Origin of the sequence: Stenotrophomonas sp. 8(2023) (assembly GCF_030345295.1) — a bacterium.
In the GTDB taxonomy this organism is placed as follows: domain Bacteria; phylum Pseudomonadota; class Gammaproteobacteria; order Xanthomonadales; family Xanthomonadaceae; genus Stenotrophomonas; species Stenotrophomonas muris.
The window spans coordinates 3146751-3171849 of record NZ_CP128404.1; the positions used below are offsets into that span (position 1 = coordinate 3146751).

19 protein-coding genes are annotated in these 25099 nt (G+C 66.7%); 4 read left to right on the forward strand and 15 right to left on the reverse strand.

The window, feature by feature from the left end; translation table 11 throughout:
• Window positions 1–17: 17 nt before the first annotated feature.
• From QP609_RS14800 to prmB, 4 genes are all read right to left on the reverse strand, one after another.
• The gene (locus tag QP609_RS14800; RefSeq protein WP_014647891.1) at window positions 18–1046 is read right to left on the reverse strand and encodes an aspartate-semialdehyde dehydrogenase; all 1029 of its coding nucleotides are present in this window, start codon (window positions 1044–1046) and stop codon (window positions 18–20) included.
• Window positions 1047–1136: 90 nt separating this feature from the next.
• Window positions 1137–2174: a D-glycerate dehydrogenase gene (locus tag QP609_RS14805; protein ID WP_197621854.1), complete on the reverse strand. Its 1038-nt coding sequence runs from the start codon at window positions 2172–2174 to the stop codon at window positions 1137–1139.
• Window positions 2167–3270 carry a chorismate synthase gene (gene aroC, locus QP609_RS14810; RefSeq protein ID WP_014647893.1) on the reverse strand — a complete coding sequence of 368 codons (1104 nt, stop codon included), beginning with the start codon at window positions 3268–3270 and terminating at the stop codon, window positions 2167–2169. The genes QP609_RS14805 and aroC overlap by 8 nt, the downstream gene beginning before the upstream one ends.
• Window positions 3267–4196: a 50S ribosomal protein L3 N(5)-glutamine methyltransferase gene (prmB, locus tag QP609_RS14815; RefSeq protein WP_014647894.1), complete on the reverse strand. Its 930-nt coding sequence runs from the start codon at window positions 4194–4196 to the stop codon at window positions 3267–3269. The genes aroC and prmB overlap by 4 nt, the downstream gene beginning before the upstream one ends.
• A gap of 123 nt (window positions 4197–4319) precedes the next feature.
• On the opposite strand from prmB, the gene QP609_RS14820 reads away from it, so the two are divergent.
• On the forward strand, window positions 4320–4970 hold the full coding sequence (locus QP609_RS14820; protein ID WP_014647895.1) for an SCO family protein: 651 nt from the start codon (window positions 4320–4322) through the stop codon (window positions 4968–4970).
• The gene (gene asd / locus QP609_RS14825; RefSeq protein ID WP_169411778.1) at window positions 4967–5809 is read left to right on the forward strand and encodes an archaetidylserine decarboxylase; all 843 of its coding nucleotides are present in this window, start codon (window positions 4967–4969) and stop codon (window positions 5807–5809) included. Before QP609_RS14820 ends, asd begins: the two co-directional genes overlap by 4 nt.
• A gap of 111 nt (window positions 5810–5920) precedes the next feature.
• Here the strand turns inward: asd and QP609_RS14830 are convergent, their stop codons facing one another.
• Window positions 5921–6268 (reverse strand): ribonuclease E inhibitor RraB, encoded by a 348-nt coding sequence (locus QP609_RS14830; RefSeq protein WP_046431838.1) that lies wholly within the window; start codon window positions 6266–6268, stop codon window positions 5921–5923.
• Window positions 6269–6291: 23 nt separating this feature from the next.
• Entirely contained in the window at window positions 6292–7902 is a 1611-nt protein-coding gene (locus tag QP609_RS14835) for a transglycosylase SLT domain-containing protein (RefSeq protein WP_014647898.1), read from the reverse strand.
• Between the two features lie 122 nt (window positions 7903–8024).
• On the opposite strand from QP609_RS14835, the gene QP609_RS14840 reads away from it, so the two are divergent.
• The gene (locus tag QP609_RS14840) at window positions 8025–9530 is read left to right on the forward strand and encodes a helicase HerA-like domain-containing protein (RefSeq protein WP_197621655.1); all 1506 of its coding nucleotides are present in this window, start codon (window positions 8025–8027) and stop codon (window positions 9528–9530) included.
• Window positions 9531–9656: 126 nt separating this feature from the next.
• Window positions 9657–10163, forward strand: coding sequence for a transcription elongation factor GreB (greB, locus tag QP609_RS14845; protein WP_014647900.1), 507 nt, complete (start codon window positions 9657–9659; stop codon window positions 10161–10163).
• A gap of 87 nt (window positions 10164–10250) precedes the next feature.
• On the opposite strand, the gene QP609_RS14850 is transcribed toward greB, so the two are convergent.
• From QP609_RS14850 to QP609_RS14890, 9 genes are all read right to left on the reverse strand, one after another.
• Window positions 10251–11075, reverse strand: a complete 825-nt coding sequence (locus tag QP609_RS14850) for a DUF3025 domain-containing protein (protein WP_197621656.1) — start codon at window positions 11073–11075, stop codon at window positions 10251–10253.
• A complete protein-coding gene (gene rimO / locus QP609_RS14855; RefSeq protein ID WP_197621657.1) occupies window positions 11072–12433 on the reverse strand; it encodes a 30S ribosomal protein S12 methylthiotransferase RimO in 1362 nt (453 codons plus the stop codon). The genes QP609_RS14850 and rimO overlap by 4 nt, the downstream gene beginning before the upstream one ends.
• Window positions 12434–12621: 188 nt before the next feature.
• Window positions 12622–12837 (reverse strand): hypothetical protein, encoded by a 216-nt coding sequence (locus QP609_RS14860; protein WP_041863666.1) that lies wholly within the window; start codon window positions 12835–12837, stop codon window positions 12622–12624.
• An 87-nt stretch (window positions 12838–12924) separates the two neighbouring features.
• Window positions 12925–21213, reverse strand: coding sequence for a host specificity factor TipJ family phage tail protein (locus tag QP609_RS14865; RefSeq protein WP_289213802.1), 8289 nt, complete (start codon window positions 21211–21213; stop codon window positions 12925–12927).
• Window positions 21204–21599 (reverse strand): hypothetical protein, encoded by a 396-nt coding sequence (locus QP609_RS14870; RefSeq protein WP_014647904.1) that lies wholly within the window; start codon window positions 21597–21599, stop codon window positions 21204–21206. The genes QP609_RS14865 and QP609_RS14870 overlap by 10 nt, the downstream gene beginning before the upstream one ends.
• Complete coding sequence (locus tag QP609_RS14875) at window positions 21599–22060, reverse strand: DUF1833 family protein (RefSeq protein ID WP_014647905.1); 462 nt, start codon at window positions 22058–22060, stop codon at window positions 21599–21601. Before QP609_RS14875 ends, QP609_RS14870 begins: the two co-directional genes overlap by 1 nt.
• Window positions 22057–22410, reverse strand: a complete 354-nt coding sequence (locus QP609_RS14880) for a hypothetical protein (RefSeq protein ID WP_014647906.1) — start codon at window positions 22408–22410, stop codon at window positions 22057–22059. Before QP609_RS14880 ends, QP609_RS14875 begins: the two co-directional genes overlap by 4 nt.
• The gene (locus tag QP609_RS14885) at window positions 22407–24722 is read right to left on the reverse strand and encodes a phage tail tape measure protein (RefSeq protein ID WP_069116152.1); all 2316 of its coding nucleotides are present in this window, start codon (window positions 24720–24722) and stop codon (window positions 22407–22409) included. The genes QP609_RS14880 and QP609_RS14885 overlap by 4 nt, the downstream gene beginning before the upstream one ends.
• 94 nt (window positions 24723–24816) lie before the next feature.
• A complete protein-coding gene (locus tag QP609_RS14890) occupies window positions 24817–25059 on the reverse strand; it encodes a hypothetical protein (protein WP_227864145.1) in 243 nt (80 codons plus the stop codon).
• Window positions 25060–25099: the final 40 nt, after the last annotated feature.

The following is a 25099-nucleotide window of genomic DNA, read 5'->3' on the forward strand; positions in this document are numbered from 1 at the left end:
TGAGGCAACCGCTGTGATCAGCGCTGCTCGGCGGCGACCAGCTCGGCCAGCTGCACGGCATTCAGGGCGGCGCCCTTGCGCACGTTGTCCGATACGATCCACAGGTTCAGGCCGCGCGGGTGCGACAGGTCCTCACGGATGCGGCCGACGTACACCGCGTCGGTGCCCGAGGCGTGGGTGACCGGGGTCGGGTAGCCACCGGCCTCGTGACGGTCCACCACTTCGATGCCCGGCGACTGCTCCAGCAGCGCACGTGCTTCGGCCACGGTGACCTTGTCGCGGGTTTCGATCGCCACCGACTCGGAATGGCCGTAGAACACCGGCACGCGCACTGCGGTCGGGTTCACCAGGATGCTGTCGTCGCCGAGGATCTTGCGGGTCTCCCAGATCAGCTTCATTTCTTCCTTGGTGAAGCCGTTGTCCTGGAAGTCGTCGATGTGCGGGATCAGGTTGAAGGCGATCTGCACCGGGAAGCGCTGCGGATCGATCTCCTGGAAGCTCAGCAGCTGGCCGGTCTGCTTGCCCAGCTCCTCGGTGGCCGAACGACCACCGCCGGACACCGACTGGTAGGTGGAGACGTTGATGCGCTCGATGCCGTACTTGCGGTGCAGCGGCGCCAGCGCCACCAGCATCTGCATGGTCGAGCAGTTCGGATTGGCGATGATGCCGCGCGGACGGTTGGCGACCTGTTCCGGGTTGACTTCGGACACCACCAGCGGCACGTCATCGTCGTAACGGAAGGCCGAGGAGTTGTCGATCACCACCGCACCTGCGGCGGCGAACTTCGGTGCGTATTCCTTGGACACGCTGCCACCGGCCGAGAACAGCGCGATCTCGACGCCGGCCGGATCGAAGGTGGCCAGGTCCTGGACCGTGACCTTCTGGCCGTTGAACTCGATCTCGCCACCGGCCGAACGCTCGGAGGCCAGGACGCTCAGGGTACCGACCGGGAAATCACGCTCGGCCAGGATCGACAACATGGTCTCGCCGACGGCGCCGGTGGCACCGACGACGGCGACGTGGAAACTGCGCTGTGCATTGCTCATGGGGGAACTCTCACGAAAACGGGAATGGGGAAAAACACGCACGACAGCTGGGTTCGGGGAACCTCCTCAAGCGGGGCGCGCGGAGGTTCCCTATCGTTTCCCGGTTTTTTTGCCCAGCGTCACGCGCGCGGCCATCGCCGCGTCAGCGTTGATCGCGCTCGGCATCCGCGACGGGCCGCCGTCCAGGCCGAGCCCGGCAAGCAGATTATCCACGGCCAGCTGTACCATCGCCGTGCGCGTGGCCAGCGAGGCGCTGCCGATATGCGGAGTGAGCACGACGTTGCGCAGCGCCAGCAGTTCCGGGCGTACCGTTGGCTCGCCTTCGTACACATCCAGACCCGCCGCAGCCAGGCGACCGTTGGCCAGCGCATCGGCCAGCGCGATCTCATCGACCAGGCCACCGCGGGCGATATTCACCAGCGTCGCCGACGGCTTCATCTTCGCCAGTGCGGCGGCATCGATCAGATGATGCGAGGCCGGCGTGTACGGCAGCACCAGCAGCAGGTGGTCGGACTGTGCCAGCAGCGTATCCAGGTCCACATAGGTCGCGCCCACTTCCGCCTCGGTCGCCGCCGGCAGCTGCGACCGGTTGTGGTACAGCACCTTCATGCCGAAACCGTGCGCGCCGCGACGGGCGATGCCCTGGCCGATGCGGCCCATGCCAAGGATGCCCAGCGTGCTGCCATGGATATCGGCACCGAGCATGGTCTGGAACGACCACTGCTGCCACTGCCCTTCGCGCAGCCAGCGCTCGGACTCGGTGATGCGGCGCGCGGTGGCCATCAGCAGGGCGAAACCGAGATCGGCGGTGGTTTCGGTCAGGACGTCCGGTGTGTTGCTGGCCAGGATGCCGGCCGCGCTGAGCGCGTCGACGTCCAGGTTGTTGTAGCCCACCCCGACATTGGCGATCACCTGCAGCTGCGCGGCGCCGGCCACCTGGGCCGCACCGATGCGCTCGTTGAGCGTGATGATCGCGCCGTCGGCGCTGGCCAGTTGTCCGGCGATCTGGTCCGGCGCCCAGGCGGTGACGGTGTCGGTGCTGCGCAGCTGCACGCGATCGCGCAGCGGCGCGATGGCCGCGTCGATCAGCGGCTGGCTCACCCACACGGTCGGCCGCGTGTCAGCCATCGATCTGCCCGGGAATGCGCGGGGTGATCGTGCCCACATCGCCGCACTGCGCGCGGTGGCGCAGCGCCTGGTCCATCAGCACCATCGCTACCATCGCCTCGGCGATCGGGGTGGCGCGGATGCCGACGCAGGGGTCGTGGCGGCCGGTGGTGACCACCTCGACCACGTTGCCGGACGTATCCAGCGACGGGCCCGGCAGGCGCAGGCTGGAGGTCGGCTTCAACGCGATCGAGGCGACCACCGGCTGGCCGGTGGAAATGCCACCGAGGATGCCACCCGCGTGATTGCTGGCGAAGCCCTGCGGGGTCAGCAGGTCGCGGTGTTCGGTGCCCTTCTGCGCGGCGCTGGCGAAACCGTCGCCGATCTCCACGCCCTTCACCGCGTTGATGCTCATCAGCGCGGCAGCCAGTTCACCGTCGAGTTTGCCGTAGATCGGCTCACCCCAGCCCGGCGGCACATTGTCGGCGACCACGTCCACGCGCGCGCCGACCGAATCTCCGGACTTGCGCAGCGCGTCCATGTACGCCTCCAGTTCGGGCACCTGTGCAGCGTGCGGCCAGAAGAACGGGTTGTCTTCCACCGCCGACCAGTCGAAACCGGCCGGGGTGATGTCGCCCAGCTGCGACAGGTAGCCACGCACGGTGACGCCGAAGCGCTCGGCCAGCCACTTCTTGGCGACCACGCCAGCGGCCACGCGCATGGTGGTCTCGCGTGCCGAGGAACGGCCGCCACCGCGCGGGTCGCGGATGCCGTACTTGTGCCAGTAGCTGTAGTCGGCATGGCCCGGCCGGAACTGCTGGCCGATGTTGGCGTAATCCTTGCTGCGCTGGTCGGTGTTGCGGATCAGCAGCGCGATCGGGGTGCCGGTGGTCAGGCCCTCGTACACGCCGGACAGGATCTCGACCTCGTCGGCCTCGCGCCGCGCCGAAGTATGCCGGCTCTTGCCGGTGGCGCGGCGCTGCAGGTCGTGGGCGAATTCGGCCGCGTCCAGCGCCAGCCCCGGCGGGCAGCCATCGATCACGCAGCCGATGGCCGGCCCGTGCGACTCGCCGAACGTGGTGACGGTGAACAGCTTGCCGAACGAATTGGAGCTCACGGGCGCTGCGCCGCCAGTTCGGTGATGCGTGCGCTGTGGGCGATCAGCTCGCGGCATTCAACCGCGAAGATACCCATCTGGCCGACCTTGAATTCGATCCAGGCGAAATCGACTTCCGGCAGCAGCTTGACCAGATGCTGCTCGGACTCGCCCACTTCACAGATCAGCAGGCCGTCCTCGCTCAGGTGCAGCGGGGCATCGCGCAGGATCTTCAGCACCAGGTCCAGGCCGTCGTCGCCGGCACGCAGGCCCATCTCCGGCTCGTAGGAGTATTCCTGCGGCAGGGCATCGGTCTCGTCGTTGGTGACGTATGGCGGATTGGTGACGATCAGGTCGTAGTGGCGGCCGGACAGGCCGTTGAACAGGTCCGACTTGATCAGGGTGACGTTGTGCGCCTGCAGGCGCTCCTTGTTTTCTTCGGCCAGCGACAGTGCATCGTCGCTCAGGTCGACGCCGTCCACCTGCCAGTTCGGGTAGTAGTGGCCCATGGCGATGGCGATGCAGCCCGAACCGGTGCACAGATCCAGTGCACGGTACACGTCGCGGCCGGCCAGCCACGGCTCGAAGCCGCATTCGATCAGTTCGGCGATCGGCGAGCGCGGTACCAGGGCGCGCTTGTCGCTCTTGAAGCTCAATCCTGCAAACCAGGCCTCACCGGTCAGGTAGGCGGCCGGGATGCGTTCATCGATGCGGCGCTGGAACAGCTCAAGCACGCGCAGCTTTTCGGCCTGCAGCAGGCGCGCCTGGCCGTAGGCCGGGCCGAGGTCGTGCGGCAGGTGCAGGCTGTGCAGCACCAGCTGGGTGGCCTCGTCCAGCGCGTTATCGTAGCTGTGCCCGAAGGTCAGCCCGGCTTCGTTGAAACGGCTGGTGCCGTAGCGGATCAGATCGATGATCGTGTGGAGTTCGGCGGCCGTTTCAGCGGTCATGGCGGTACTGCGGGCAAAGTGGCCCCCGATTATAGGGGCTGGCGCCCGTGGCGGCATCCGTTGCGGCGGAAACGATTCGGGCCACAGCCGGTATGATGGGGGCCACTTCGCGCGGGAGCCCCCATGTTCAATCGCAACGCCGGCATCATCCTGCTGATCGCCCTGGCGGCGGGTCTCGGCCTGCTGGCCGCCCAGCAGGTGTTCGCGCCGAAGCCGCCGGCCAATGCCCCGGCCACCGAAGCGATCACGCTGTACCCGCAGCCGCGCGAACTGCCTGACTTCAACCTGGCCCAGTCCGACGGCACCCGCCTGATCCCGGGCGAACTGAAGGGCCACTGGACCCTGGTGTTCCTGGGCTTCACCTTCTGCCCGGACGTCTGCCCGACCACGCTGGCCGCGCTGGCCGGCGCGCAGAACCAGTGGGAAGCCCTGCCCGACAGCCTGCGCCCACGCGTGCTGTTCATCTCGGTCGACCCCGACCGCGACAGCGCCACCCGGCTGGGCGAGTACGTGCACGGCTTCCACAAGGACACCCTGGCCGCCACCGCTGACGTTCCCTCGCTGGAGCGCTTCGCCACCTCGTTGGGCTTCGTGTTCCAGAAGGTGCCGGGCAAGCATTTCGACGAGAACCCCGAGGATTACACGGTCGAGCATTCGGCCAGCCTGGCCGTGCTCGACCCGCAGGGCCGCCTCGCCGGCCTGGTACGCCCCCCGTTCAACGCGCCGGCGATCGCCCGCGACCTGCAGAAGCTGACCGAGAAAACCGCCCCATGAGCCTCACCACCGCCCTGACGTATGCCCTGCCCCACCGCCTGCTGTCCTCGATGGCGCGTTCGCTGGCGTACTCGGACGATCCGCGCGTGTCGCGCTGGCTGATCGACACGGTCACCCGCAAGTTCAACGTCAACCTGGACGAAGCGGCCAACCCGGACCCGCGCAGCTATGCGACCTTCAACCAGTTCTTCACCCGTGCGCTGAAGCCGGGCGCACGCGTGGCCGATGCCGATCCGCGCAGCCTGGTGATGCCGGCCGACGGCCGCATCAGCCAGCTCGGCAGGATCGAGGCCGGCCGCATTTTCCAGGCCAAGGGCCAGTCGTTCACCGCCGCCGAACTGCTGGGCGGCGCCGAGGATGCCAAGCCGTACAACGACGGCCTGTACGCCACCGTGTACCTGTCCCCGCGCGACTACCACCGCGTGCACATGCCCTGGACCGGCACCCTGCGTGAAACCGTGCACGTGCCGGGGCGCCTGTTCAGTGTCGGCCCGGCGGCCGTCAACGGCGTACCGCGCCTGTTCGCACGCAACGAACGCCTGGTCTGCCATTTCGATACCAGCTTCGGCCCGATGGTCAGCGTGATGGTCGGTGCACTGCTGGTGTCCGGCGTGGAAACCGTGTGGAGCGGCGAGGAGATTCCGCACTACGGCGACCGCATCACCCGCAAGGACTACCGCGGCCAGGGCATCAGGCTGGAGCGTTTCGCCGAGATGGCACGCTTCAACTACGGCTCGACCGTGATCGTGCTGCTGCCGCCGGGCGTGGCCGAATTCGCCCCGCAGTTGGGCGCCGAAAGCCCGGTACAGCTGGGCCAGGCCCTGGCGAAGCTGCGCTGATAAAAAGGGGACGGAGGGGATTAAGTCGTTTATGCATAAACGACTTAATCCCCTCCGTCCCCTTTTCCACAACGGGATGCCGGCCAGCGGCCGGCACTACCGGTACGCGCGTTACTGCAGGGCCGGGGCCGGGCCGACGTCCATGCCGTCGTAGTCTTCCACGCCCTTCTCCGCGGCCAGCGCTGCGAATTCCTGGTTGCGACGGTCCAGCGAGGCTTCGTCGTGGATCTCCACGCGCTCCACATGCAGCACGTGGAACGGCGCGTCACCCTCTTCCGGATCTTGTTCGAACAATTCCACGAAGGTGTAGCCCTGCGCCTGCAGGTGCTCTGCCAGTGCCTGCAACGGCTCAGCAGTGGAGTGCACGAAGAAGTACCCCCACAGCAACGGGCCGTTGATGTCCCAGTCGGTGTTTTCGCGGAGGTTGGCGAACAGGTTGCGGGTGTCTTCGAGATCCATGCGGGTTCCAGGGGTCGGGGGAATTACTTGTCGCAGCCCTGCAGCTTCAGCGTCTGGCCGTGGCGCAGGCTGTAGGCCGGGGCCTTCAGGCCGTTGGCGCGGGCCAGGGTCGGCACGTCGCACTGGAACTTCGCCGCGATGGCGCCCAGGGTCTCGCCCTTGCCCACCTTGTGGCTGCGCACCGGCTTCGGGCGCGCGGCCGGCGCCGGGCGAGGCGTCGCCACCGCCGCCACCGGCGTGGTCGGCACACTGGTGGAGGCCGCAGCGTCGGCCACCGGCACCACGCCGCCCACGGCGACGCTGCCGGTGTAGCTGGCCGCGGTCGGGCGCTTGATCGCCGCGTTCAGATCGGCGGTGATCAGGGTGCGGGCCAGGTCGGCACGCGGGCCACTGACGCAGTTGCGCTGGTACAGCCCGGCGATGCGGGTGGTGGCGTTGATCAGGGTGCCGGCCGGAATCCAGCCATCGGCTTCATAGCGCGGGTTGAGGTTGCGCAGCGCGCGCATGTAGCCATCACGGGTGCCGTGGCTGCCCAGGCAGATGGTCAGTTCATAGATGGTGGTGGACTTGGCCAGGCGCAGCGTGGCCGGCTGCGCGCTGATCTTCGGGAACTCCACGCCATACTGCTGCGGGTGCAGGAAGATCCAGGCCGCGGCAATCACCATCGGCACATAGTCCTTGGTCTCGCCCGGGAACTGGTTGTAGACACTGTCGGTCCAGAAGCTCTGGCCGGCGCTCTGCTTGAACACGCGTGCGGCACGGCCTTCGCCACCGTTGTAGGCGGCCACCGACATTTCCACGTTGTTGTTCAGTTCGCGCAGACGTTCGTTGAGGTAGCTGGCGCTGGCCTCGGCGGCGCTGCGCGCATCGAAGCGCGTGTCGAAGCCGGTGCCATCCGGGCCGAGGCCGAAGCGACGGCCAGTGGCCGGCATGAACTGCATCAGGCCGGCGGCGCCGGCACGCGAGGAGGCGTGCACGCGGCCGTTGGATTCCTTGGCCATGATGCCGAACAGCAGCGCCTCGGGCAGGCCACGCTTCTCCCACTCCGGCCACATCACCGCGCGCAGGTTCTGGTAGTTCTCGTAGCTGGTCAGCAGCGCAGGACGCATGTCGGTCAGCCAGCGACGGATGCCGGCCTGCACCGCCGGGTTGTACTCGACCATGCTGTCGAAGGCGTGCCGCTTGTCGTTCAGCAGCGCGGCAGCGCGCGCGGCCTCGGGCACATCCGCGGTCAGCGGGCCGATGTGATCCGGGTCGGCTTCCAGGCGGTCACCCCCCTCGTCGGCCACGTCATCGCTGGCAGCCGCATCGGCGTCGTGCTTGAGCAGGCGCTTGTAGCTGGCCAGCAGGGTGCCCATCTGGCAGCCCTTCTGCTTCACGCAGTCGTTGAGGACATCTTCCATGTCCTCCAGCGCGGCGTCGGCCTCGTTGCTGCCCTTGGGGTCGGCATTGGCGACCAGCAGCAGGGCGTCGCTGTAGCGCTTTTCGGCGACGGTCATGCGCTGCTGCAGCGCATCCACCTTCACCTTGTCCCGGGCCGAAACCCGCTGCGCATGGGCGTCGGGCGCCAGGGAAACCAGGCCGGCCAGGGCCAGCAGCGGCCAACCGCGGGAAATCAGGACAGGAACGGGCATTGATGGCACTGTGTGCGAAACAGGCAGGCAGAGTAGCGGCGCCGCCAAGGTCCGGGCAAGCCGACCTTCGGACCGTCACTGCCGGCGGTTAACATTGGGCTATTCATCACAAGGGCTGGACCATGGATCCGATTCTGCTCGGCAAAGGCATTACCGACGATATTGCCGTCACCCTGCTGCCGAAACTCGGCAACCGCCACGGCCTGGTGGCCGGCGCCACCGGTACCGGCAAGACCGTGACCCTGATGACGCTGGCCGAGGGCTTCTCGCGACTGGGCGTGCCGGTGTTCCTGGCCGATGTGAAGGGCGATGTCTCCGGCCTGGCCGTGCCCGGCAGCGGCGCCGAGAACCTGCTGCAGCGTGCCGCCGAGATCGGCGTGGCCGACTATGCGCCGGCCGCCAGCCCCGCCATCTTCTGGGACCTGTACGGCAAGCTCGGCCATCCGGTGCGCACCACGGTCAGCGAAATGGGCCCGACCCTGCTGGCGCGCATCCTCGAGTTGAACGACACCCAGTCCGGCGTGCTCGACATCGTGTTCAAGCTGGCCGACGACCGCGGCCTGCTGCTGCTGGACATGGACGACCTGCGCGCCCTGCTCGGCCTCGTCGCCGAGGAGCGCAAGGACATCTCCACCGAGTACGGCCTGGTCAGCGCGCAGTCGATCGCCGCGATCCAGCGTTCGGTGCTGCGCCTGGCGCAGGACGGTGGCGAGCACTTCTTCGGCGAACCTGCGCTGGAGCTGGCCGACATCATGCGCGTCAACCACGACGGCCGCGGCATGATCGGCATCCTCGCCGCCGACCAGCTGGTACTCAAGCCCAAGCTGTACTCCACCTTCCTGCTGTGGCTGCTGTCGGAGCTGTTCGAGCAGCTGCCGGAAGTGGGCGACCTGGACAAGCCGAAGCTGGTCTTCATCTTCGACGAGGCACACCTGCTGTTCGACGATGCGCCGCCATCGCTGGTGCAGCGCATCGAGCAGGTGGTGCGCCTGATCCGCTCCAAGGGCGTGGGCGTGTATTTCTGCTCGCAGTTCCCCGACGACGTGCCAGGCAACATCCTCGGCCAGCTCGGCAACCGCGTGCAGCACGCACTGCGCGCGTTCACCCCGCGCGACCAGAAGGCGGTGAAGACCGCGGCCGAAACCTTCGTGCCGAACCCGAAGCTGGACGTGGCCAAGGTACTGAGCCAGCTCGGCACTGGTGAGGCCCTGGTCTCCACGCTGCAGGACAAGGGCATCCCGATGCCGGTGCAGCAGACCATGATCGCGCCGCCACGCTGCCGGATGGGGCCGATCACCGAAGCCGAACGCGCCCAGGTGCGTGCCGGCAGCCCGGTCGGCAGTCGCTACGACACCGCGATCAACCGCGAATCGGCCGCCGAACTGCTGGCCCAGCGTGCACAGAAGACTGTCGAACAGGCGCAGGCGCCGGCCGCGCGCAGCCGCGAGCAGGACGAAGCGCAGGAAGGCGGTTTCGGCCAGGCGATCAAGGATGCGATCTTCGGCACCAAGCGCCGCCAGGGCATGATCGAGACGATGGCCAAGCAGACCACGCGCACCGTCGGCACCAAGCTGGGCAACCAGATCGTGCGCGGCATCCTGGGTGGCATCTTCGGCGGAAAGCGTTGATCTGCCACGGCCGGGGTCAGAGCCCTTTCCGCTGGAAAGGGATCTGACCCCAGGGTCGGATCCCCCCCGCCAGGGAGGGCTCCGACCCCGCTCCCCGTTCGTCATCCAGAAAAGAAGTCGTATTGCATGTCGCGTTGGCGTCCCCCCGCAGAAAAAAGCACGGCCCTGATCACCGCCTCCGGGCATGCCCGGCTGAAGGCCGAACTGGATGAGCTGTGGCGCGTGCGCCGCCCGGAGGTGGTGAAGGCACTGGCCGCGGCCGCCGCGGAAGGTGACCGCTCCGAGAACGCTGAATACACCTATCGCAAGAAGCAGCTGGGCGAGATCGACCGTCGCGTGCGCTACCTGACCAAGCGGCTGGAATCACTGCGCGTGGTCGACACCACGCCGACCGACCCGCTGGCGGTGTTCTTCGGCGCATGGGTGGAACTGGAGAATGTGGACAGTGGCGAGACCAGCCGCTATCGCATTGTCGGGCCGGATGAGACCGATGCCGGGCTGGGCTGGATCAGCATCGATTCGCCGTTGGCGCGGGCGCTGCTGAAGAAGCGACTGGATGATGAATTCTCGGTGGAGCTGCCCGGCGGGCAATTCACCTTTGCGGTGATCGGGGTGGAGTACGCGCCGTTGTAGAGTCGAGTCATGCCCGACCTCGCTGCCGTTGTAGAGCCGAGCCCATGCTCGGCTGATGGGCAAACGCAGCCGAGCATGGACTCGGCTCTACAACGGCGGCGGATATGTGCGCCCTGCGCGCAACGGGCGGAAATACCCGGCATTGCGATAGAAGGCGGAATCCTGCACGCCGTGCCAGCCAGGAATACCGGCCAACGGCAGGGGCCGCAGCTGTAGCGGATCGGTCACTGCCCTGCCTTCGGCAATGGCCGCAGTCACCGCGTCAACGCAGGCAGCATCGGCATCACCCTGCACCACCACGCACTTGCCCACCAGCAATCGCCCCGGCAGCAGTGCCTGTTCCATCAACGCGTGCCCGAATACCGTGGCAATGGCGATGTCACCGCTCTGCCAGCGCGTTGGCTCGAACAACGCAGGCCAGTCATGCCCATCCCACGCGCGCAGCAACGTGACATCCCCCACACGCACGATCACGCCGGTTTCGTCGAACTGGGTCAAGGCGGCCTGCGCGCGGTTGCGCTGGCCGGGTGGCATGGCTTCGATATGCCGGCACTGCTGCACGTTGAGTGCCCGCTTGAGCTGCGGGTGGGAGGCCCACACCAGCGCGTTGAACAGGTCGTGCCAGTTGTCGGCACGGGTGGCGATGCGCCCCTGCGCGATGCGGGCCTCGTAGTGCAGGCCATCGGCCAGCAACGCGGCATCCTGTTCGACCAGCTGCCAACCCGGCAGGGACAGGCGTGCGTCAAGCGCCGCGATGGACGGCCAATGGGGGCCATCCAGCAGATCACGGAAATCCTGCAGGCCGGCAAACAGCGGCTGAGCGAACACCTGCGGATCGATCGCCGCACGTGGCGGCGGTACGAAGCGCCGGACGCCGCCCCCGTCACTGGCGGCGGTCGTCGCTGCGGTCACAGCATCTTGAGGTCGAATGCCGGGCGGGTAGCGGCGGGCAGCGCGTCACCGTACAGGTCGTGCTCGTCGCTCTCGGTGATTTCCACGTCGACGAAGTCGCCCACGCGCAGCGGCACCTGGTCGGCGTTCTGGATATGCACCAGTCCGTCGATCTCCGGCGCATCGGCCCTGGAACGGGCCACGGCGATATCGCCTTCGATGGCGTCGACCAGGCACTGCTGCACGGTGCCGATCTTGGCCTCCAAGCGTGCGGCGGAGATCTGCGCCTGCTTCTCCATGAAGCGGGCCAGACGCTCCTGCTTCACTTCCTCCGGCACAGCATCGGGCAGATCGTTGGCGGTGGCCCCCTCGACCGGCGAATAGGCGAACGCGCCCACGCGATCCAGCTGCGCTTCGTCGAGGAACGACAGCAGTTCTTCGAACTCGGACTCGGTCTCGCCCGGGAAGCCGACGATGAAGGTCGAACGCACGGTGATGTCCGGCGCGATACGGCGCCAGTTCTGCACGCGCTCCAGGGTCTTCTCGACCGCACCGGGGCGCTTCATCAGGCGCAGGATGCGCGGACTCGCATGCTGGAACGGGATGTCCAGGTACGGCAGGATGCGGTTCTCGGCCATCAGCGGCACCACTTCGTCCACGTGCGGATACGGGTAGACGTAGTGCATGCGCACCCACGCATCCAGCTCGGACAGGCCTTCGCACAGCGCCTTCAGGCGGGTCTGGTAGGCCTTGTTGCGCCACATCTTCTCGGCGTATTTCACGTCCACGCCGTAGGCCGAGGTGTCCTGCGACACCACCAGCAGTTCGCGCACGCCACCACGCACCAGGCGCTCGGCTTCGCGCAGCACCTCATCCACCGGGCGCGAGACCAGCTTGCCGCGCATCGACGGAATGATGCAGAAGCTGCACGTGTGGTTGCAGCCTTCGGAAATCTTCAGGTAGGCGTAATGGCGCGGGGTCAGCTTGATGCCGTAGTCGGGCACCAGATCCACGAACGGATCGTGCTTGGGCGGCAGTGCTTCATGCACCGCTTCCATCACGCTCTGGTAATCCTGCGGGCCGGACACCGCCAGCACGTTGGGGTACGCCTCGCGGATCTGCTCAGGGCGCTTGCCCAGGCAGCCGGTGACGATGACCTTGCCGTTCTGGTTCATCGCCTCGCCAATGGCATCCAGCGACTCGGTCACCGCCGAATCGATGAAGCCACAGGTGTTGACCACCACCACGTCGGCCGAATCGTAGGACGGGACGATGTCGTAGCCTTCCGAGCGGAGCTGGGTGAGGATGCGCTCGGAATCGACGAGGGCCTTCGGGCAGCCAAGGCTGACGAAGCCGACTTTGGGGTTCAGCTGGGACATGGAATCGCGGGACTCTGGGGGCCTGGGCCCCTGCCGGCATGGCAGGGGTTCCTGGGGGCCGGGGCCTGAAAGGGCGCCAGTATACCGGGCTTCGGGCCAGCGCCCTGAATCGCCGCTGCCGCCTGCGGCGCCTGGCCCGTGAAGGGTCAGTACCCGGTCATATCCAGCACCACTGCAACCGCCCGGTCTCAGCCAGCGGCTGCTTCAATGGGCAGCGCTTCTTCCACCTCGATCGCCTCGAACCGGTACAGTGCCCCGAACTTCAAGGCATACGCATCCAGCGGCGATACCGGGATCACCATCTGCGGAAGAAGGTTCTCGCCCTCCGGCCGGAAATGCAGATTGACCACCCCCGACTGCTCCACTGCGCGGGTCAGCAGGACAAGACGTGCGTTGAACTTCATGTTGGATCTCCAAAAAAAGGGCCGCATCCACCGGCGGCCCGAACGGTTTTCATGCAGGGCACCCACCGCGACGGGCAGGTGCACGGGTCACCACACGCCCATGCGCACGCGCAGGCGTCCGGCTTCGTCATAGACCCGCCAGTTGCCATCGCTGTACTCGGTACGACGCCCGCCACCGGGGGCACTGACACTGAACGCGTCGGCCACCACATCGAAACGCGAGACCTGGCCGCTGGACGCCAGTTGAACGCCCCCTACCCGGCCATCTGCACGGACGTTGACCGACCACTGCGCAGAAGACTCGGTGCCTCCGGCCGACCAGGTGGGCGGGGCGGTTGCTGCCGCGTCCACCTGGCTGAGCATCGGGCGGAACATCCAGAAATAGGGCGTGTTTCCACCGGTGCCGATCACGATCACGCGAAAGCGAGCGAAGGTCGCCGTGGCGGGCGCCTTGGTGATCAGGAACGTGCGCGTCAAGCGGTCGAGCGTGATCGGGGTTCCGGTATCGCTCCTCACGCCCGGGCTGTGCACCAGCCCCAGGTGATTGCCGGCCGCATCGAAGAACGTCATCTCCAGCTTGGCTTCCACGCGATGGGTATTGATCCAGGCGGACGCGCAATAGGTCTTGCCGCCTTCGATGGCGATGTCGTACTCGGTTCCCCACCATGCCATTTCGCCTGCTGCGACGACGCCGGGCGTCACCGCGCCCAGCCCGAAGATCCCCTGCGGATGCCAGTTGTCATCGCCGGTGGGGTTGCCCAGTTCGGTCCACCGCCCGTTCGGATTACTGCCCCAGCCCCACCCCGAGCGCTGCCAGAAGGGGAACGTGGTGTTCATCAGCAGGTTGCCACCGGCGCCCAGATTCTTGACCTGCGCCTGCATGCTGGTGACCACGGCTGCATCCGCCTTGCCACCCAGTGAGGCCTGCACGCCATCGATCCGCCCGGACAGCGCAGTCAGTTGCGTACCCTGCTGGCTGACCTGGCTGTTCAGCTGCGAGAAGCCGCTGGCCGATACATCGCCCACCTGGGTCTTGAGCTGGGTCAGGTCACGCGCGGTGGTGTCCAGCTTGGTGCCCTGCTGGCTTACCGAGGTGCTCAGCCCCGTGATGGCCGAGGCATTGGCATCGTTGGCCACCTGGTCGGTGATGTCATAGACCTGGACGCTGTCCACCCGCACCTGACCGTTGTCGGGATGAACATAGAGGTTCAAGCGCCAGGCATCGATGCCGCTGTTGAAGGCATCGAAGTCGAACGATCGGGTCTCGAACGCCTCCACCGCGAACACGGCACGCAGATCCTGGTAGGACTGCTGGCCTGCCGCATTCTTGCGATACATCCGCACCAGCAGATTGTTGGCGCCGCCAGCACCGCAGGCGCGGACGATCACCCGCAGGCGGCGCGCGCCGTTGATCGGCACCCATTTGCCACCGTTGGCCTGCAGGGTCGGATTCACGTTCGTGTAGCGGTTGAGCAGCACACCTGGGCGTCCGTCGCCGTTGACCGTACTCCACACCGCCCCATTGGCCGCCGCCGATGCCGTCCACCCCGCCAGCCCTTCGGCGAAGTCGGGATTGGGCAGCAGGCCGCTTCCGGTGTTGAGCACGCCCTTCAGCCCGCTGGACAGGTCGGTGAGCTGCTGCGCCTGCGCGTCGACCTTCGTGCCCTGCTGATCGACTTTGGTGGTCAGCGCGGTCACCGCGGTGGCCGTGGCAGCGGCGCTCTGCTGCGCGGCGTAGGCGTCGGTGACATCGATCATGCGGATGTCGTCCACCTGCACGCGCACGCCCACTTCGCGCGCACCACTTCCTCCCGGAATGCTGACCAGCATCCGCCACTTCGCCGCAGACGCGGCGGTGTCCAGGTAACCGCTGACCTTGGTCCAGCCATCCTTGCGCAGCGAGGCCAGTGCGTAAGCCTGCAAGGGCCAGGAATTCTCCGCGTTGGCTTCGTTGGTGGTCTGCCAGCCCACCCGGATGGAACCACCGGTCGGCTGGATACTGTCCGGATGCAGGCGGGCGTAGTACTCCACATAGATGCGGCGATTGCCGGTGATGGGGGTCCACTGCCCGAGGTACAGGTCCGCATTGGTGTTCGGGCTGGTGTTGGCCGCAACGTTCACGTCCAGACCGCGCTCACCGGTCCGGCGAGCATCGGCGCGGACGGTGTAGATCGTGCCCGCCGCACTGCCCAGCAGCTGGCCATCCTGGAACGTTTCGAACGCACCCAGCGGGAACAGGCTGTCGCTGCCATTGAGGACCGACTGCACGTCCGACTGCAGCTTGAGCACACTGGACGCACTGCTGGTGACACGATCGCCCAGCTGCACCACGTCGCTGCGCAGGTTGGCGATGGCCGTCGCGTTGCCGGCGATGTCCTGCGCATCGGTGATGTCGTAGAACTCGATCCGGTCGAACAGCACCTTGCCGCCGGCGTTGGTCAGATGCACCTGCGGCATGATCTCGTTGCGATCCTGCGCAGCAGACCATTCGGCCGTGTAGGTTTTCCAGGACGCATCGGACAGGTTCAGCGTCACGTCGGCGTGGCTTTCGCCTGTACCCGTGGTTCGCACGCGCAACCGGCAGACCAGGGTCGCCGTCGCATCGTCGAAGGCGCGGGCGACCATCACCAGGCGGTACCGCCGCGACCTGCCGGCAACAACGGGCAGCCACCGCGCGTCATTGGCCGTGATGGCCGGATTCTGCCCGGCCTGCGGCCCATGCGTCATCAGCAACGCATCACCACTCTGGCCCGATGCCTTCACCCACTCCACGGTGTTGGCCGACACGGTACGGGTCAGCGTCCACCAGGCGGCACTGCCAGCAAAGTTACTGTTGCGCAGCACGTTGTCGCTGCTGGTCACCGAGGTGTCGACCCGCGCGGCCAGGCTGGTCAGGCTGTCGGCGGCGGACACCAGGTCGGTACCGAGCTTGCTGACGTCGGTGCGCAGCCCGGTCAATGCGTCCGCATTGCTCCGCGCCGTACGATCGAGCATCGACGAATCCTGCGATCCGGTCGGCACGCCATTGAGCACGGTGACGGTCATTTCCACCCACATGCCAGTACGGCCGGTCTCCGGCAAGGGCGACAGGATCTGCCTGCCACCGCCGGCACCACTCCTGCGCCGCCCGATCATCACCAGCATCCGCGACCCCGACAGGGCCGCCAGGTTTTCCTGTGACAGGCCCGCGTCCAGCAGGCGGGTGCGCAGGCCACTGGTGTCGCTGTTGCTGGCACTACTGATCGCCCCCACTGCATCGGACGTATAGGCAATGAAGTACTGGTTGTCCTTCAGCGTCTGGTCGTACCAGGTGTTGAAGCGGGCCGACTCGCTCTGCAGATTGCCATGGGTATCGAACACCGCCGTATCGGTGATGCTGTTGTCCGCATTGATGATGCCCACCCGCAGCCCCCGGTTGGCGCCCATGCCCGGCACGGTGCTGCCATTGGCACGGTACACACCCGATGCACGGGGGCCACCGGTGGGCCAGGCGAGGATATGTGCGTTGGCGATGATGTTGTAGGCCACCATGTTGCCGATGCCCGAGGCCAGCCGGGTGACGTCCTCGGCGGCACTGCTCAGCTTGCCATCGATCTGTTCCACCCTGGTCGACAGGCCACTGACCGCCGCAGCGTTCGCGTCGACATCGGTCACATCCTCCACCCACAAATCGTCCAGCCACAACGTGCCGGCCGTGCCATTGCGATTGATCGTGACCTTGATGCCCTGCACCGTGCCGGTAGGCGGCAACGTCACGACGGTCTCGGTCTTGACCCAGTCCGCCGATTTCGGGAACGACTGCGTGGCGCCGCCCATCAGGTTGCCGTTGTGGTCGGCGACGCGCAGCTTGGTATTGTCGGCGGTGCCGTCGAAGTCCTCGCTGGTCCGCGTCCAGCACGACACTCGATAGCGACGGCCGGCGGTCAGGGTGATGACGCGCCCCTCATTGACCGCGGCGCTGACCACCGTATTGTTTCCGCCCGCATAGGGCTCCGCCTTCCAGCACAGGCTGTTGCCGCGGCCCTCGCGCACCACCGATGCTGCGGTGGTGTTGAAGAACGTCCAGCCGGTGCCAGCGCCCAGGTTGAAGTCGCCATTGAGCGCGAGGTTGCTGCCCGCGCCCATCACCGCTTCCATGCGACTCTTCAGCTGCACCAGGTCCTGGCTGCTGCTGGTAACCCGGCCATCGAGCTGCCCGACTTCGGTCTTCAACGCATTGAAGGCGCTGGATCCGATCTTGTCCCCCATCGTGGCATCGAGGCTGTCCACGCGCCGCCCCAGCGCGGTGTCAGCGGTCACCATCGCCTGCTGCAGGCTGCTGACACTGGCACCGGTGGCCAGCGCGCCGGTGCCTGCCGGCATCCGTGCCTGGAGTGCCTGGATCGACTGCGCGTTGACCTGGTCGCCACTCAGCCGTGCGGTCTTCTCGGCCGCGATCAGGCCCTGGCTGACCCCTGCCAGGTCACCGCCCTCGTAGCTGCCGCGCAACTGCACGGCCAGCGACTCGCGCCGGCCCGCTTCGCTGCTGTCTGCTGCGACGCGTGCAGTGGCTTCGTCCTGCAGCATGGCCACCGACGCACCCGGCGTCGGGCGACCGATCGCCACCCAGTCCAGCAGGAAGTAGTCGGCATCGGTCTGCGCCTTGGACAGATCCAGGCGGATCTGGTCGACGATGGTCCCGTTCCATGGAATGTTGTCCACGTCCAGCGTCGCGATGCCGTTGCTGTCATAGCTTGGCTCCGCGAACTGCACCATGCGTGCGTTGTCCCACGACTGGCCGGGACCATTCCACAGCAGGCGCCCGTCCCAGGCAGGACTGCCCACCTTGCGGATGCGCAGCTTGACGAAGCGGTGCGCCGCGCCCTGGACATCCTGGCCGCGCGGGCTCGTCACGAAGGCGTCGCTGGCATGGTTGGCCGGGCGCAGCCAGCCCTCCACCAGCGTTGGACTGCCGCCATTCGCGCCCCAACCTTCCACGCTGCTGTCGAAGTACCAGATGCGCTTGCTGTCGAACTGCACGCCACTGCCTGCCGACAGCTGGCTCACCATGCGGGTCAGGTTCTCCACATCCGACCGGCGCTCGCTGGTTTCGCGGGTCACCGCCGTGGTCAGCTCGGTGCGGGTATTCAGATCGCCGGCAGCACGGTCCAGCACTTCGCGCGCCAGGCCATCGGTGTTCGCCTTGAGCGCCTGCGCCTGCTGGTCCAGCCGTTCGGCCTGGCCGGCAAGTCGTTGGGCGCTGGCGGTGATCTGGTCCTGCAGGCGCAGCGATTCGCTACGCAGCGCCTCGGCTGCACGGGTGGCGGCGGCCAGGTCGCTATCGATGCGGGCGTTGATTTCCTTGCCCAGGTCCTGCTTGACCGATTCGACCACACCGCCGATTCCCTCCAGCGTCTGCCCGGTATTGCGCCCCAGCGAGCGTCGCAGGTAGCGGGCACCGACGGACAGCACGCCAGCGGTGTTGCGACTGCGGCACGCAAACGTCCAGCTGCCCGCCTCTGGCAATACGGCTTCGATTGCGGAGGTGAAGAAGCCACCGGCATCGCCCAGCGGGGTCATGTGCTCCCACAGCGGGTTGTCGATACTGCCGGCGGTATAGCGGATTTCCACGCCGGCGAAATCAGCCGACTGCACGGTGTCGCCGGAGAAGCCCCACACATACCGGCGCACGCCACCGCTGAGCTCTTCGATGTCGAACAGATCGACCAGGACCGGCGGCGCATCGGCACCCAGCGTGGTGTACTGGGTGGACACGGCAACGCCGGCACGGCCATCGGGGCTGTACGGACGAACGACCACCGGATAGGTACCCGCTCCGGGAATCGCCCAGCTCGCTGATCGCGTGGTGGTGCGTGCCACTTCCTCCAGCGCGGCATTGCCGTCTGGATCGGACAGGACCCGCGTTTCGCCGGTGGGTCCACTGATATCGAAGCTGGCCTGCAGTTCGGTATGCACGCTGCCACCCCGGCTGACCTGGCGCTCGACCACCTTCAGATTGCTGGCCACCGGCCGGGTCTGCAGCGAGGATTCATTCGACGGCGGCACATACTGCCCGGTCCGCACGTAGTGCCAGAACTCGGGCCCCTCCTGCACCACCTCCACAGCGGCGCCCTTCAGGTCACCTTCCGGGCGGATGCCGGTCACGCGCACGCGGGTACCCGGCGTCTGCTTGAAGTCGTAGATCCAGATCGTGTCGTGTGCAGGATTGCCGTCGTTGTGGCCCGGCAGCGGTGCATCTGCCGGCCACGGATCGGCCAGCACCAGCCTGTCACTTGGCTCAGCGCCCGGAACCACGCGCAGTACGCGGTAGACGCGCTCGCCTGGAATACGCAGGCCGATGAACGCACTGCCCAGCGAAGGTGCCGGGACCGTCTCGTCCAGTTGCAGCGTGGCAACGCCTGCAGCGTCGACGGCGGCATCGATCAGGCGGCCACCGAAGCCCCACTGGGTAAGGTCGTGCTGCAACGCCAGCACCGACAACCGCGAGTAGGCCAGGTGCTCGATGTCGGTGCTGTAGCTGATCGACTTGTATTGATAGACGCTCTGCGCCAGATGCCAACGCGCCAGCATCGCGGCATGGGCTTCGGAGCTGACGCCCTCACCGGTGATCTTGGCCGGATTGAGCATCACCTCCACGCCCGGCGCCGGCACGCGCAGCGTCGCCGCCTTCCAGGTGCGGCGGTCCAGGTAGCTGTACTCGATGCCGTCGGCAGCGTTGGCCAGGGTGTAATCGACCTGGAACTGGCCCTTCTTGATCGTGGCCATGTTGACCACGCCGGACAGGGGCTGCTCATCGGCCGCCCAAGCCACGCCCAGCCGGCCCTTGGCCCAGGTCACCTGGCCGAAGCCGGCCAGCGCGATGGCGTCGAGCACTGCCTGGTGGCTGCGCACCTCGGTCAGCCAGTAGTCGTAGCCCAGCGCGTTGTCCGCGCAGTGCAGCATGAAGGCTTTCAGGCTTTCGATATCGATGCGCCGGTCGGCCATGCCCAGGCCGGCGATGCGCTTGCCGTTCTCATCATGGATGCCACGCGCGTAGGCCAGGATCTGTGCGCCCGGGTTGCTGGTTTCCTCGGTCACCCAGCCGGCCGCTTCACCCTTCCACACCGGAATCGGTCGCGCATGAGCCACGCAGCGGATCTCATCCGGGGTGCCATTGAGCTGGCCGGACGCCTTCATCTGCAGGCCGATGGCAGGAATGCCGGCATGGCTGGCGTCGTCGCGCTGCACGCTGACCAGCGTGGTCCAGGTGAAATTCGCCTGCGCGCCACTGCCATCGGTGTTCTGCCCGGCCACGCGTACGCGCACGTCGTACTGGCCCAGCTCCACGTCGCGGCCGTAGCTGACGCGGCGCGCCTTCTGCGTGCGTCCCACGACGCTGTAATTGCCGAACGACTGCCAGGCATCGGAGCCGACCGGCCGGTACTGGATCTGGATCTGCTCGCGGTTGTCCTTGTCCTTGCCCTTGGACGTGGTATCCCACAGCCGGAACTCGATGTTCACCTGCAGGCGCAGAGAGTCAGCGGAGCTGGTGCGCTCCACCCACGGGCTGGCCACGTGCTTGGCATCGCTGCCGGTATCGAGCAGCTGCGCGCCTTCAATCACATCCGCGTTGCTGTACAGCGGAATCGCTTCGTCGGGCATCTGCGGGAAGCCGCGGAACCAGGTGCGCACGCCTTCGTAGCTGGACAGCGCTGAATCACCGTTCTGCAGGGCCTCCACCCGGCCAACGTTGATGCCCGGGCTGAGGGTCAGGCCGACGTACTGCTCATCGCCCTCGAACCAGGTATAGGGGCGGCTGATCAGGTCCGGAGCGAGGCGCGTGGAACCGAACAGCAGGCCCAGCGGTTCATAGGCGCGCACACGGTTGCGCGGCGCTGCCAGGGAATACGCAGTGTCGGCGACACCGCCACCGCCACCTGCACGGGGAGGCTTCGGGCCCAGCACCTTGTTGATCAGCACGCTGCCGGCAACATAGACCGCCGACGCCAGCGCGGTGCCGTAGGTGGCGCTGAGCCCCGCAACGGCGCCTGCGCCCCACGCGGAACCGGCCACCAGCGTGCCGATGCCGAAGGTGAAATAGGTCAGCGCGATCATCGCCACCAGCGGAATCACCGCCTTGCCCACCACGCTGCGCACTTCGATCAACTGGCCATGGCGCGGTCGCGTGTGCATCCACTGCTCGCGCGGCACCTCCAGCCCGTCAACGCAGACCTGCCATGCGCGGCCATCGAGCCCGTCTACATGGCGCATGAGGAATGCGTACAGGCTTTCACCCGGGCGCAGTTCGACCGGCACGTTGCGCTGGCCATCCAGCAGCACCGGGTGCGGGGTGATGATGAGGCGGCCGTCGACCGCCGGTTGTGGTGTCAGTTCCATGCGTAGTATCCCTCGATCCTCAGCCCAAATCCGGGCAGGTCACGAACGCGGTGCAGCACGCTGCAGCCGTTCGTTTCGTTGCTGTGCAAGACCCAGCCCTCATGAGCCAGGAAAAAGAAAACCCCGGCGTGGCCGGGGTTGTGTTGTCCGCGTTCGATCATCAGTACCAGGTCGCCGTCCTGTGGAGGGCCCTCGCGAGGTACCGCCTGCGCGCGCGACAATGCGCCCAGCTCGGCCGAGCCGCGCCGCCCGCGCGGCCGGCGTCCGGGCAGTGCCACTTCACGGGCGAACAGCGCCCGCTGCACCTGCATCACCAGGTCGGCGCAGTCGCACGCTGCTTCGTCATAGGGGATGCCCACCCATCGCTCGACGTCGACCAGGCGCATCAGAAGATTCCCGGCAGCGTGAACGGATTGGCATGCAGCAGCACGGCCTGCTGGCGCATCAGGAAGTCGACACCACACTGGGCACTGACCGTGCGCGTGTTGACCGACACCTGGGTCATCGGCAGGTCGTACTCGGCCTCGATGGCATCCGGATCGGCGCGATCGGTCAGCATCAACCGAGCGGTCACCATCTCTCCGGGGGCAAGCCCTTCCAGGTCCTCGGTGAGTGCGCGGCCGATGTTGTCGATCACCAGCTGCGCGCGCGGTGCCTGTCCACTGACATCGTCGGGAAGCTGGAAGCCGAACGGTGCGGCAATGAACTCCTTGCCGTTGCTGGTCCAGTTGACGTTGTCGTTGACGATCCGCAACACCTCCGGCATCGACGGCGCCGACACTTCCAACAGCATCAGCGGTCCCTGGGTGTCGGCCAGGCGCTGGCGGCGCTCATGGAAGGAACTCATCGCATGTACTCCAGTACAAGATCGCGCTTGGAGAAGCGGAACCGGGTGTTCAGTGGCACCAGGCGGCCGATGCCCTGCGGGAAGCGGGCGCTGATCGGCTGCCCGGTCCGCGGGTGCTCCATCGTGAACCAGCCGACGCGACCGACATCGTGCAGGTACCACGCTTCGAATGCCTCGGCGTCAGCCGCGGTGCGGAACTGCACCGAGGCGTACACGTTCTTCATCACCCGGCTGTTGAGCGCGCGCATCTTGCTGGGGCCGCGCTCCATCTCGGTCCGCTCTTCCGAAGCGACGATCTCCTCGCCGTAATCCGCAAAGCGTATTTCTGCATATTCTGGCCAACTGCTCATCCCACTGCCTCCGTCCATCCGTATCGGGCCCGTCCAATGGCGCCCAGCTCACCACCGTTGAGGCTGTCGCCCACGATGTCGATCACCAGCCGCCGTACTTCGCTGCCATCGGGCATGCGCTGCCGCTCTTCCCGGGTGTTGACCCGGCTTTCGCCGTAGTTGTTGATTTCCACATTCATCCCACCCTCGCCGGCACGGGCGATCGGTACCTGCACATAACCCCCGCTATCACCACCGGACAGGCCATTGCCGGTTCGCAGCGAAGTGCGCAGGGCGAAGAATGCCGATGGGCCGCCGAGCGCAGCCATGTCTTCCTGGCTGAGCACGCCCTCGCCCTTGTGGACGATGCCGGCCGGCTCGTACTTGCCCCCTGGGCCTGTATAGCCGCCGATGGAAAAACCGGTGATCTTCGGTCCGAACATCTGCCCGATCGAACTGATCAGCCCACTGACCATCTGTTTGGCTGCCACGCGCGCCAGATCGGCGATGATCGAGTCGGCGAGGTCGGAGAAGGACAGCTTTCCGGTCTGGGCAAACTTGACCAGACTGTCTTCCAACCCGCCCAATGCATTACTGAAGACGCCGTGGCTCAACTCGGCGGCATTGGCCGCGGCATCGGCATAGTCCTCGAACGCCCGCATTGCGCCGTTCTTCCAATCGGACTGGTATGCCTTCTTGTTCTCCTGGAACTCTGCCTCGCGTTGCAGTGACTGTTCATGGAATGCATCGAGCTCGGCCAGCCGGGCTCTGTAGCGCTCCGACTCGATGACCTTGCCGTCCTCACCACGCGACTCGTCGTCCAGCGCGCGCTTTCGATTGTCCCGATCCTCATCCAGAGCGGAACGGCGTTGCATGCGATCCACGCTCGCTGCGCCATGGCCGATGCCGAACAGCGCCTGGTCGTTGCCGCGCTGCTGTGCATGCGCCGCCTGCTGGAGTTCCCGCTGCAGCTTCAGCAGATCCTGCTGGGCCTTCTTCGACGCTTCAGCGGCTGCCGCTTCCTTGGCCAGGGCCACCGCGGCGTCCAGCGAGGCCTTCACCCGCAGTTGCTTCTGCTCGCTGAGCTTCTTCTCGGCATGCTCCATCTCGTCAAGGAGGGTGACCTGCAGCTTTTCCGCCTCTGTCATCCCCTCCTTCAGCTTCTGCCGCACCCGGTCCTGGGCGATCTGCTTCTCGATGCGATCCATCAGCCCGGCGTACGCATCAGCCTGCTCGTGCACGCCCCTGACCGACTGCTGGGCGGCCTGCTGCTGTTCGCGGAACTGGGCCTTGCGTTCGATGTCGGCCTTCTTGCGCGCGGCATCCCTGTTGAACTCTGCGCGCTGGGCCGGGTCCATCTTGTCCGGGCCGCCCCTTGCGTTGATCTCCGCGCCGCGTTCAGCCATCCAGGCCGCGTACTCGCCACGGGTCAGCCGGATCCACTCGACCTCGTCCCGCCACGCCTCTCCGCGCATGGCGCCCAGCATGCCGTTGAAGGCATCGGTCGCCTTCAATGCGTTCCATTGCGTCGCACCCAGAGACGCGATGAGCTGGTCAAGCGTCTGGTTGTCCACGTTCTGGATGGCCGCGGCAATCGCATTGAACAGCTTCTCGTCGAGGGCGCCCCTGATCGTTTCTTTCAGGCCCCGGAACTTCTCCTGGACCGGCGCGACCTCCGCCTGGAACGCTTCCAGGTTCGCCCTGGCCTTCTCCAGCTCGGCGTAGTCCGAGGCTGCACTCAGGCCCGCCCCTTCCCGTCCCGATCGCTGGCCATGACTCACTCGGCCTTCCCAATGGACGACCGAGCCCTGCAGCGCCTTCTCGCGTGCCTCCAGCTCTCGCAGCGCCCTCGCCTGCTCATGCAGCGTGGCGACCGCCTGCTCCAGGGGCAGCGTGCCCGCGCCCATGCCCAGGCCGGCCTGGTCCATCGAGAACGACATCTGCTGCAGCGACTGCATCTGCTCCTTGTACTCGCTGCGCGCACGTTCGGACGCCTTGACCATGTCCAGGTACGCTTCGCCCAGCTTCTGCACCGACGCGATGGCGATGCCCCATGGGCCACCGGCGGCCGTCAGCAGGCCGCTACCAAGCTCCTTCAAGCCACTGCCGAGCACATCGCCGCCGACGTTGGCCTTTGCCTTTGTCGCGGCCTTGCCCGTTGCGCCCTCCGGTGCCGCATGCACGCGCGCCAGCGCGGCGGCCGTCCGCTCGGCCTCCGCGCGCAGTGTCTTGAGATTCTGCGTTGCCAGGCGGCTGGCCTCCGCCATTGCGGTACGGAAGCCCGTCGTGTTGACCCGCAGTACTACGTCTAGATTCTGGTTAGTGGACGCCATACGCGTTCCTCCAAGAATGATGAGGGGCCCCGCAGGGCCCCAGGTTCGATTGCATGCCACGCATCGGGGAAGCAATGCCCTGCCCCGCCCGGAATCACGCTGCGGCGTTGCGCCGCGATGCGCTGCCGAACAGTTCCAGCAGCTGCTGCGAGCGCTCCTTTGCCGCCCTCTCCGGCGACGCACGCGGTCGCACCAGCAGGAAGTCGTCGGCAGTGGTCGTATTGCCGTGCACCTGCGCCAGCACACTGGTCAGCTGGGCGAGCATCCCCTGCAGGGGCTGGTCCAACGGCTCCAGGCGTGCGAACGCATACATCTCCGAGAGCTGGCGGGAGGTCACTCCCGCCAGCAGGTGGTCCGGATGCGGGAGGCCCAGCCTC

What these genes read in the sequence shown, in the direction of transcription:
- QP609_RS14800 (WP_014647891.1), bottom strand. Translation starts at nt 1,046, where the DNA reads ATGAGCAATGCACAGCGCAGTTTCCACGTCGCCGTCGTCGGTGCCACC.
- QP609_RS14805 (WP_197621854.1), bottom strand. Translation starts at nt 2,174, where the DNA reads ATGGCTGACACGCGGCCGACCGTGTGGGTGAGCCAGCCGCTGATCGAC.
- prmB (WP_014647894.1), bottom strand. Translation starts at nt 4,196, where the DNA reads ATGACCGCTGAAACGGCCGCCGAACTCCACACGATCATCGATCTGATC.
- QP609_RS14820 (WP_014647895.1), top strand. Translation starts at nt 4,320, where the DNA reads ATGTTCAATCGCAACGCCGGCATCATCCTGCTGATCGCCCTGGCGGCG.
- asd (WP_169411778.1), top strand. Translation starts at nt 4,967, where the DNA reads ATGAGCCTCACCACCGCCCTGACGTATGCCCTGCCCCACCGCCTGCTG.
- QP609_RS14830 (WP_046431838.1), bottom strand. Translation starts at nt 6,268, where the DNA reads ATGGATCTCGAAGACACCCGCAACCTGTTCGCCAACCTCCGCGAAAAC.
- QP609_RS14835 (WP_014647898.1), bottom strand. Translation starts at nt 7,902, where the DNA reads ATGCCCGTTCCTGTCCTGATTTCCCGCGGTTGGCCGCTGCTGGCCCTG.
- QP609_RS14840 (WP_197621655.1), top strand. Translation starts at nt 8,025, where the DNA reads ATGGATCCGATTCTGCTCGGCAAAGGCATTACCGACGATATTGCCGTC.
- greB (WP_014647900.1), top strand. Translation starts at nt 9,657, where the DNA reads ATGTCGCGTTGGCGTCCCCCCGCAGAAAAAAGCACGGCCCTGATCACC.
- rimO (WP_197621657.1), bottom strand. Translation starts at nt 12,433, where the DNA reads ATGTCCCAGCTGAACCCCAAAGTCGGCTTCGTCAGCCTTGGCTGCCCG.
- QP609_RS14860 (WP_041863666.1), bottom strand. Translation starts at nt 12,837, where the DNA reads ATGAAGTTCAACGCACGTCTTGTCCTGCTGACCCGCGCAGTGGAGCAG.
- QP609_RS14865 (WP_289213802.1), bottom strand. Translation starts at nt 21,213, where the DNA reads ATGGAACTGACACCACAACCGGCGGTCGACGGCCGCCTCATCATCACC.
- QP609_RS14870 (WP_014647904.1), bottom strand. Translation starts at nt 21,599, where the DNA reads ATGCGCCTGGTCGACGTCGAGCGATGGGTGGGCATCCCCTATGACGAA.
- QP609_RS14875 (WP_014647905.1), bottom strand. Translation starts at nt 22,060, where the DNA reads ATGAGTTCCTTCCATGAGCGCCGCCAGCGCCTGGCCGACACCCAGGGA.
- QP609_RS14880 (WP_014647906.1), bottom strand. Translation starts at nt 22,410, where the DNA reads ATGAGCAGTTGGCCAGAATATGCAGAAATACGCTTTGCGGATTACGGC.
- QP609_RS14885 (WP_069116152.1), bottom strand. Translation starts at nt 24,722, where the DNA reads ATGGCGTCCACTAACCAGAATCTAGACGTAGTACTGCGGGTCAACACG.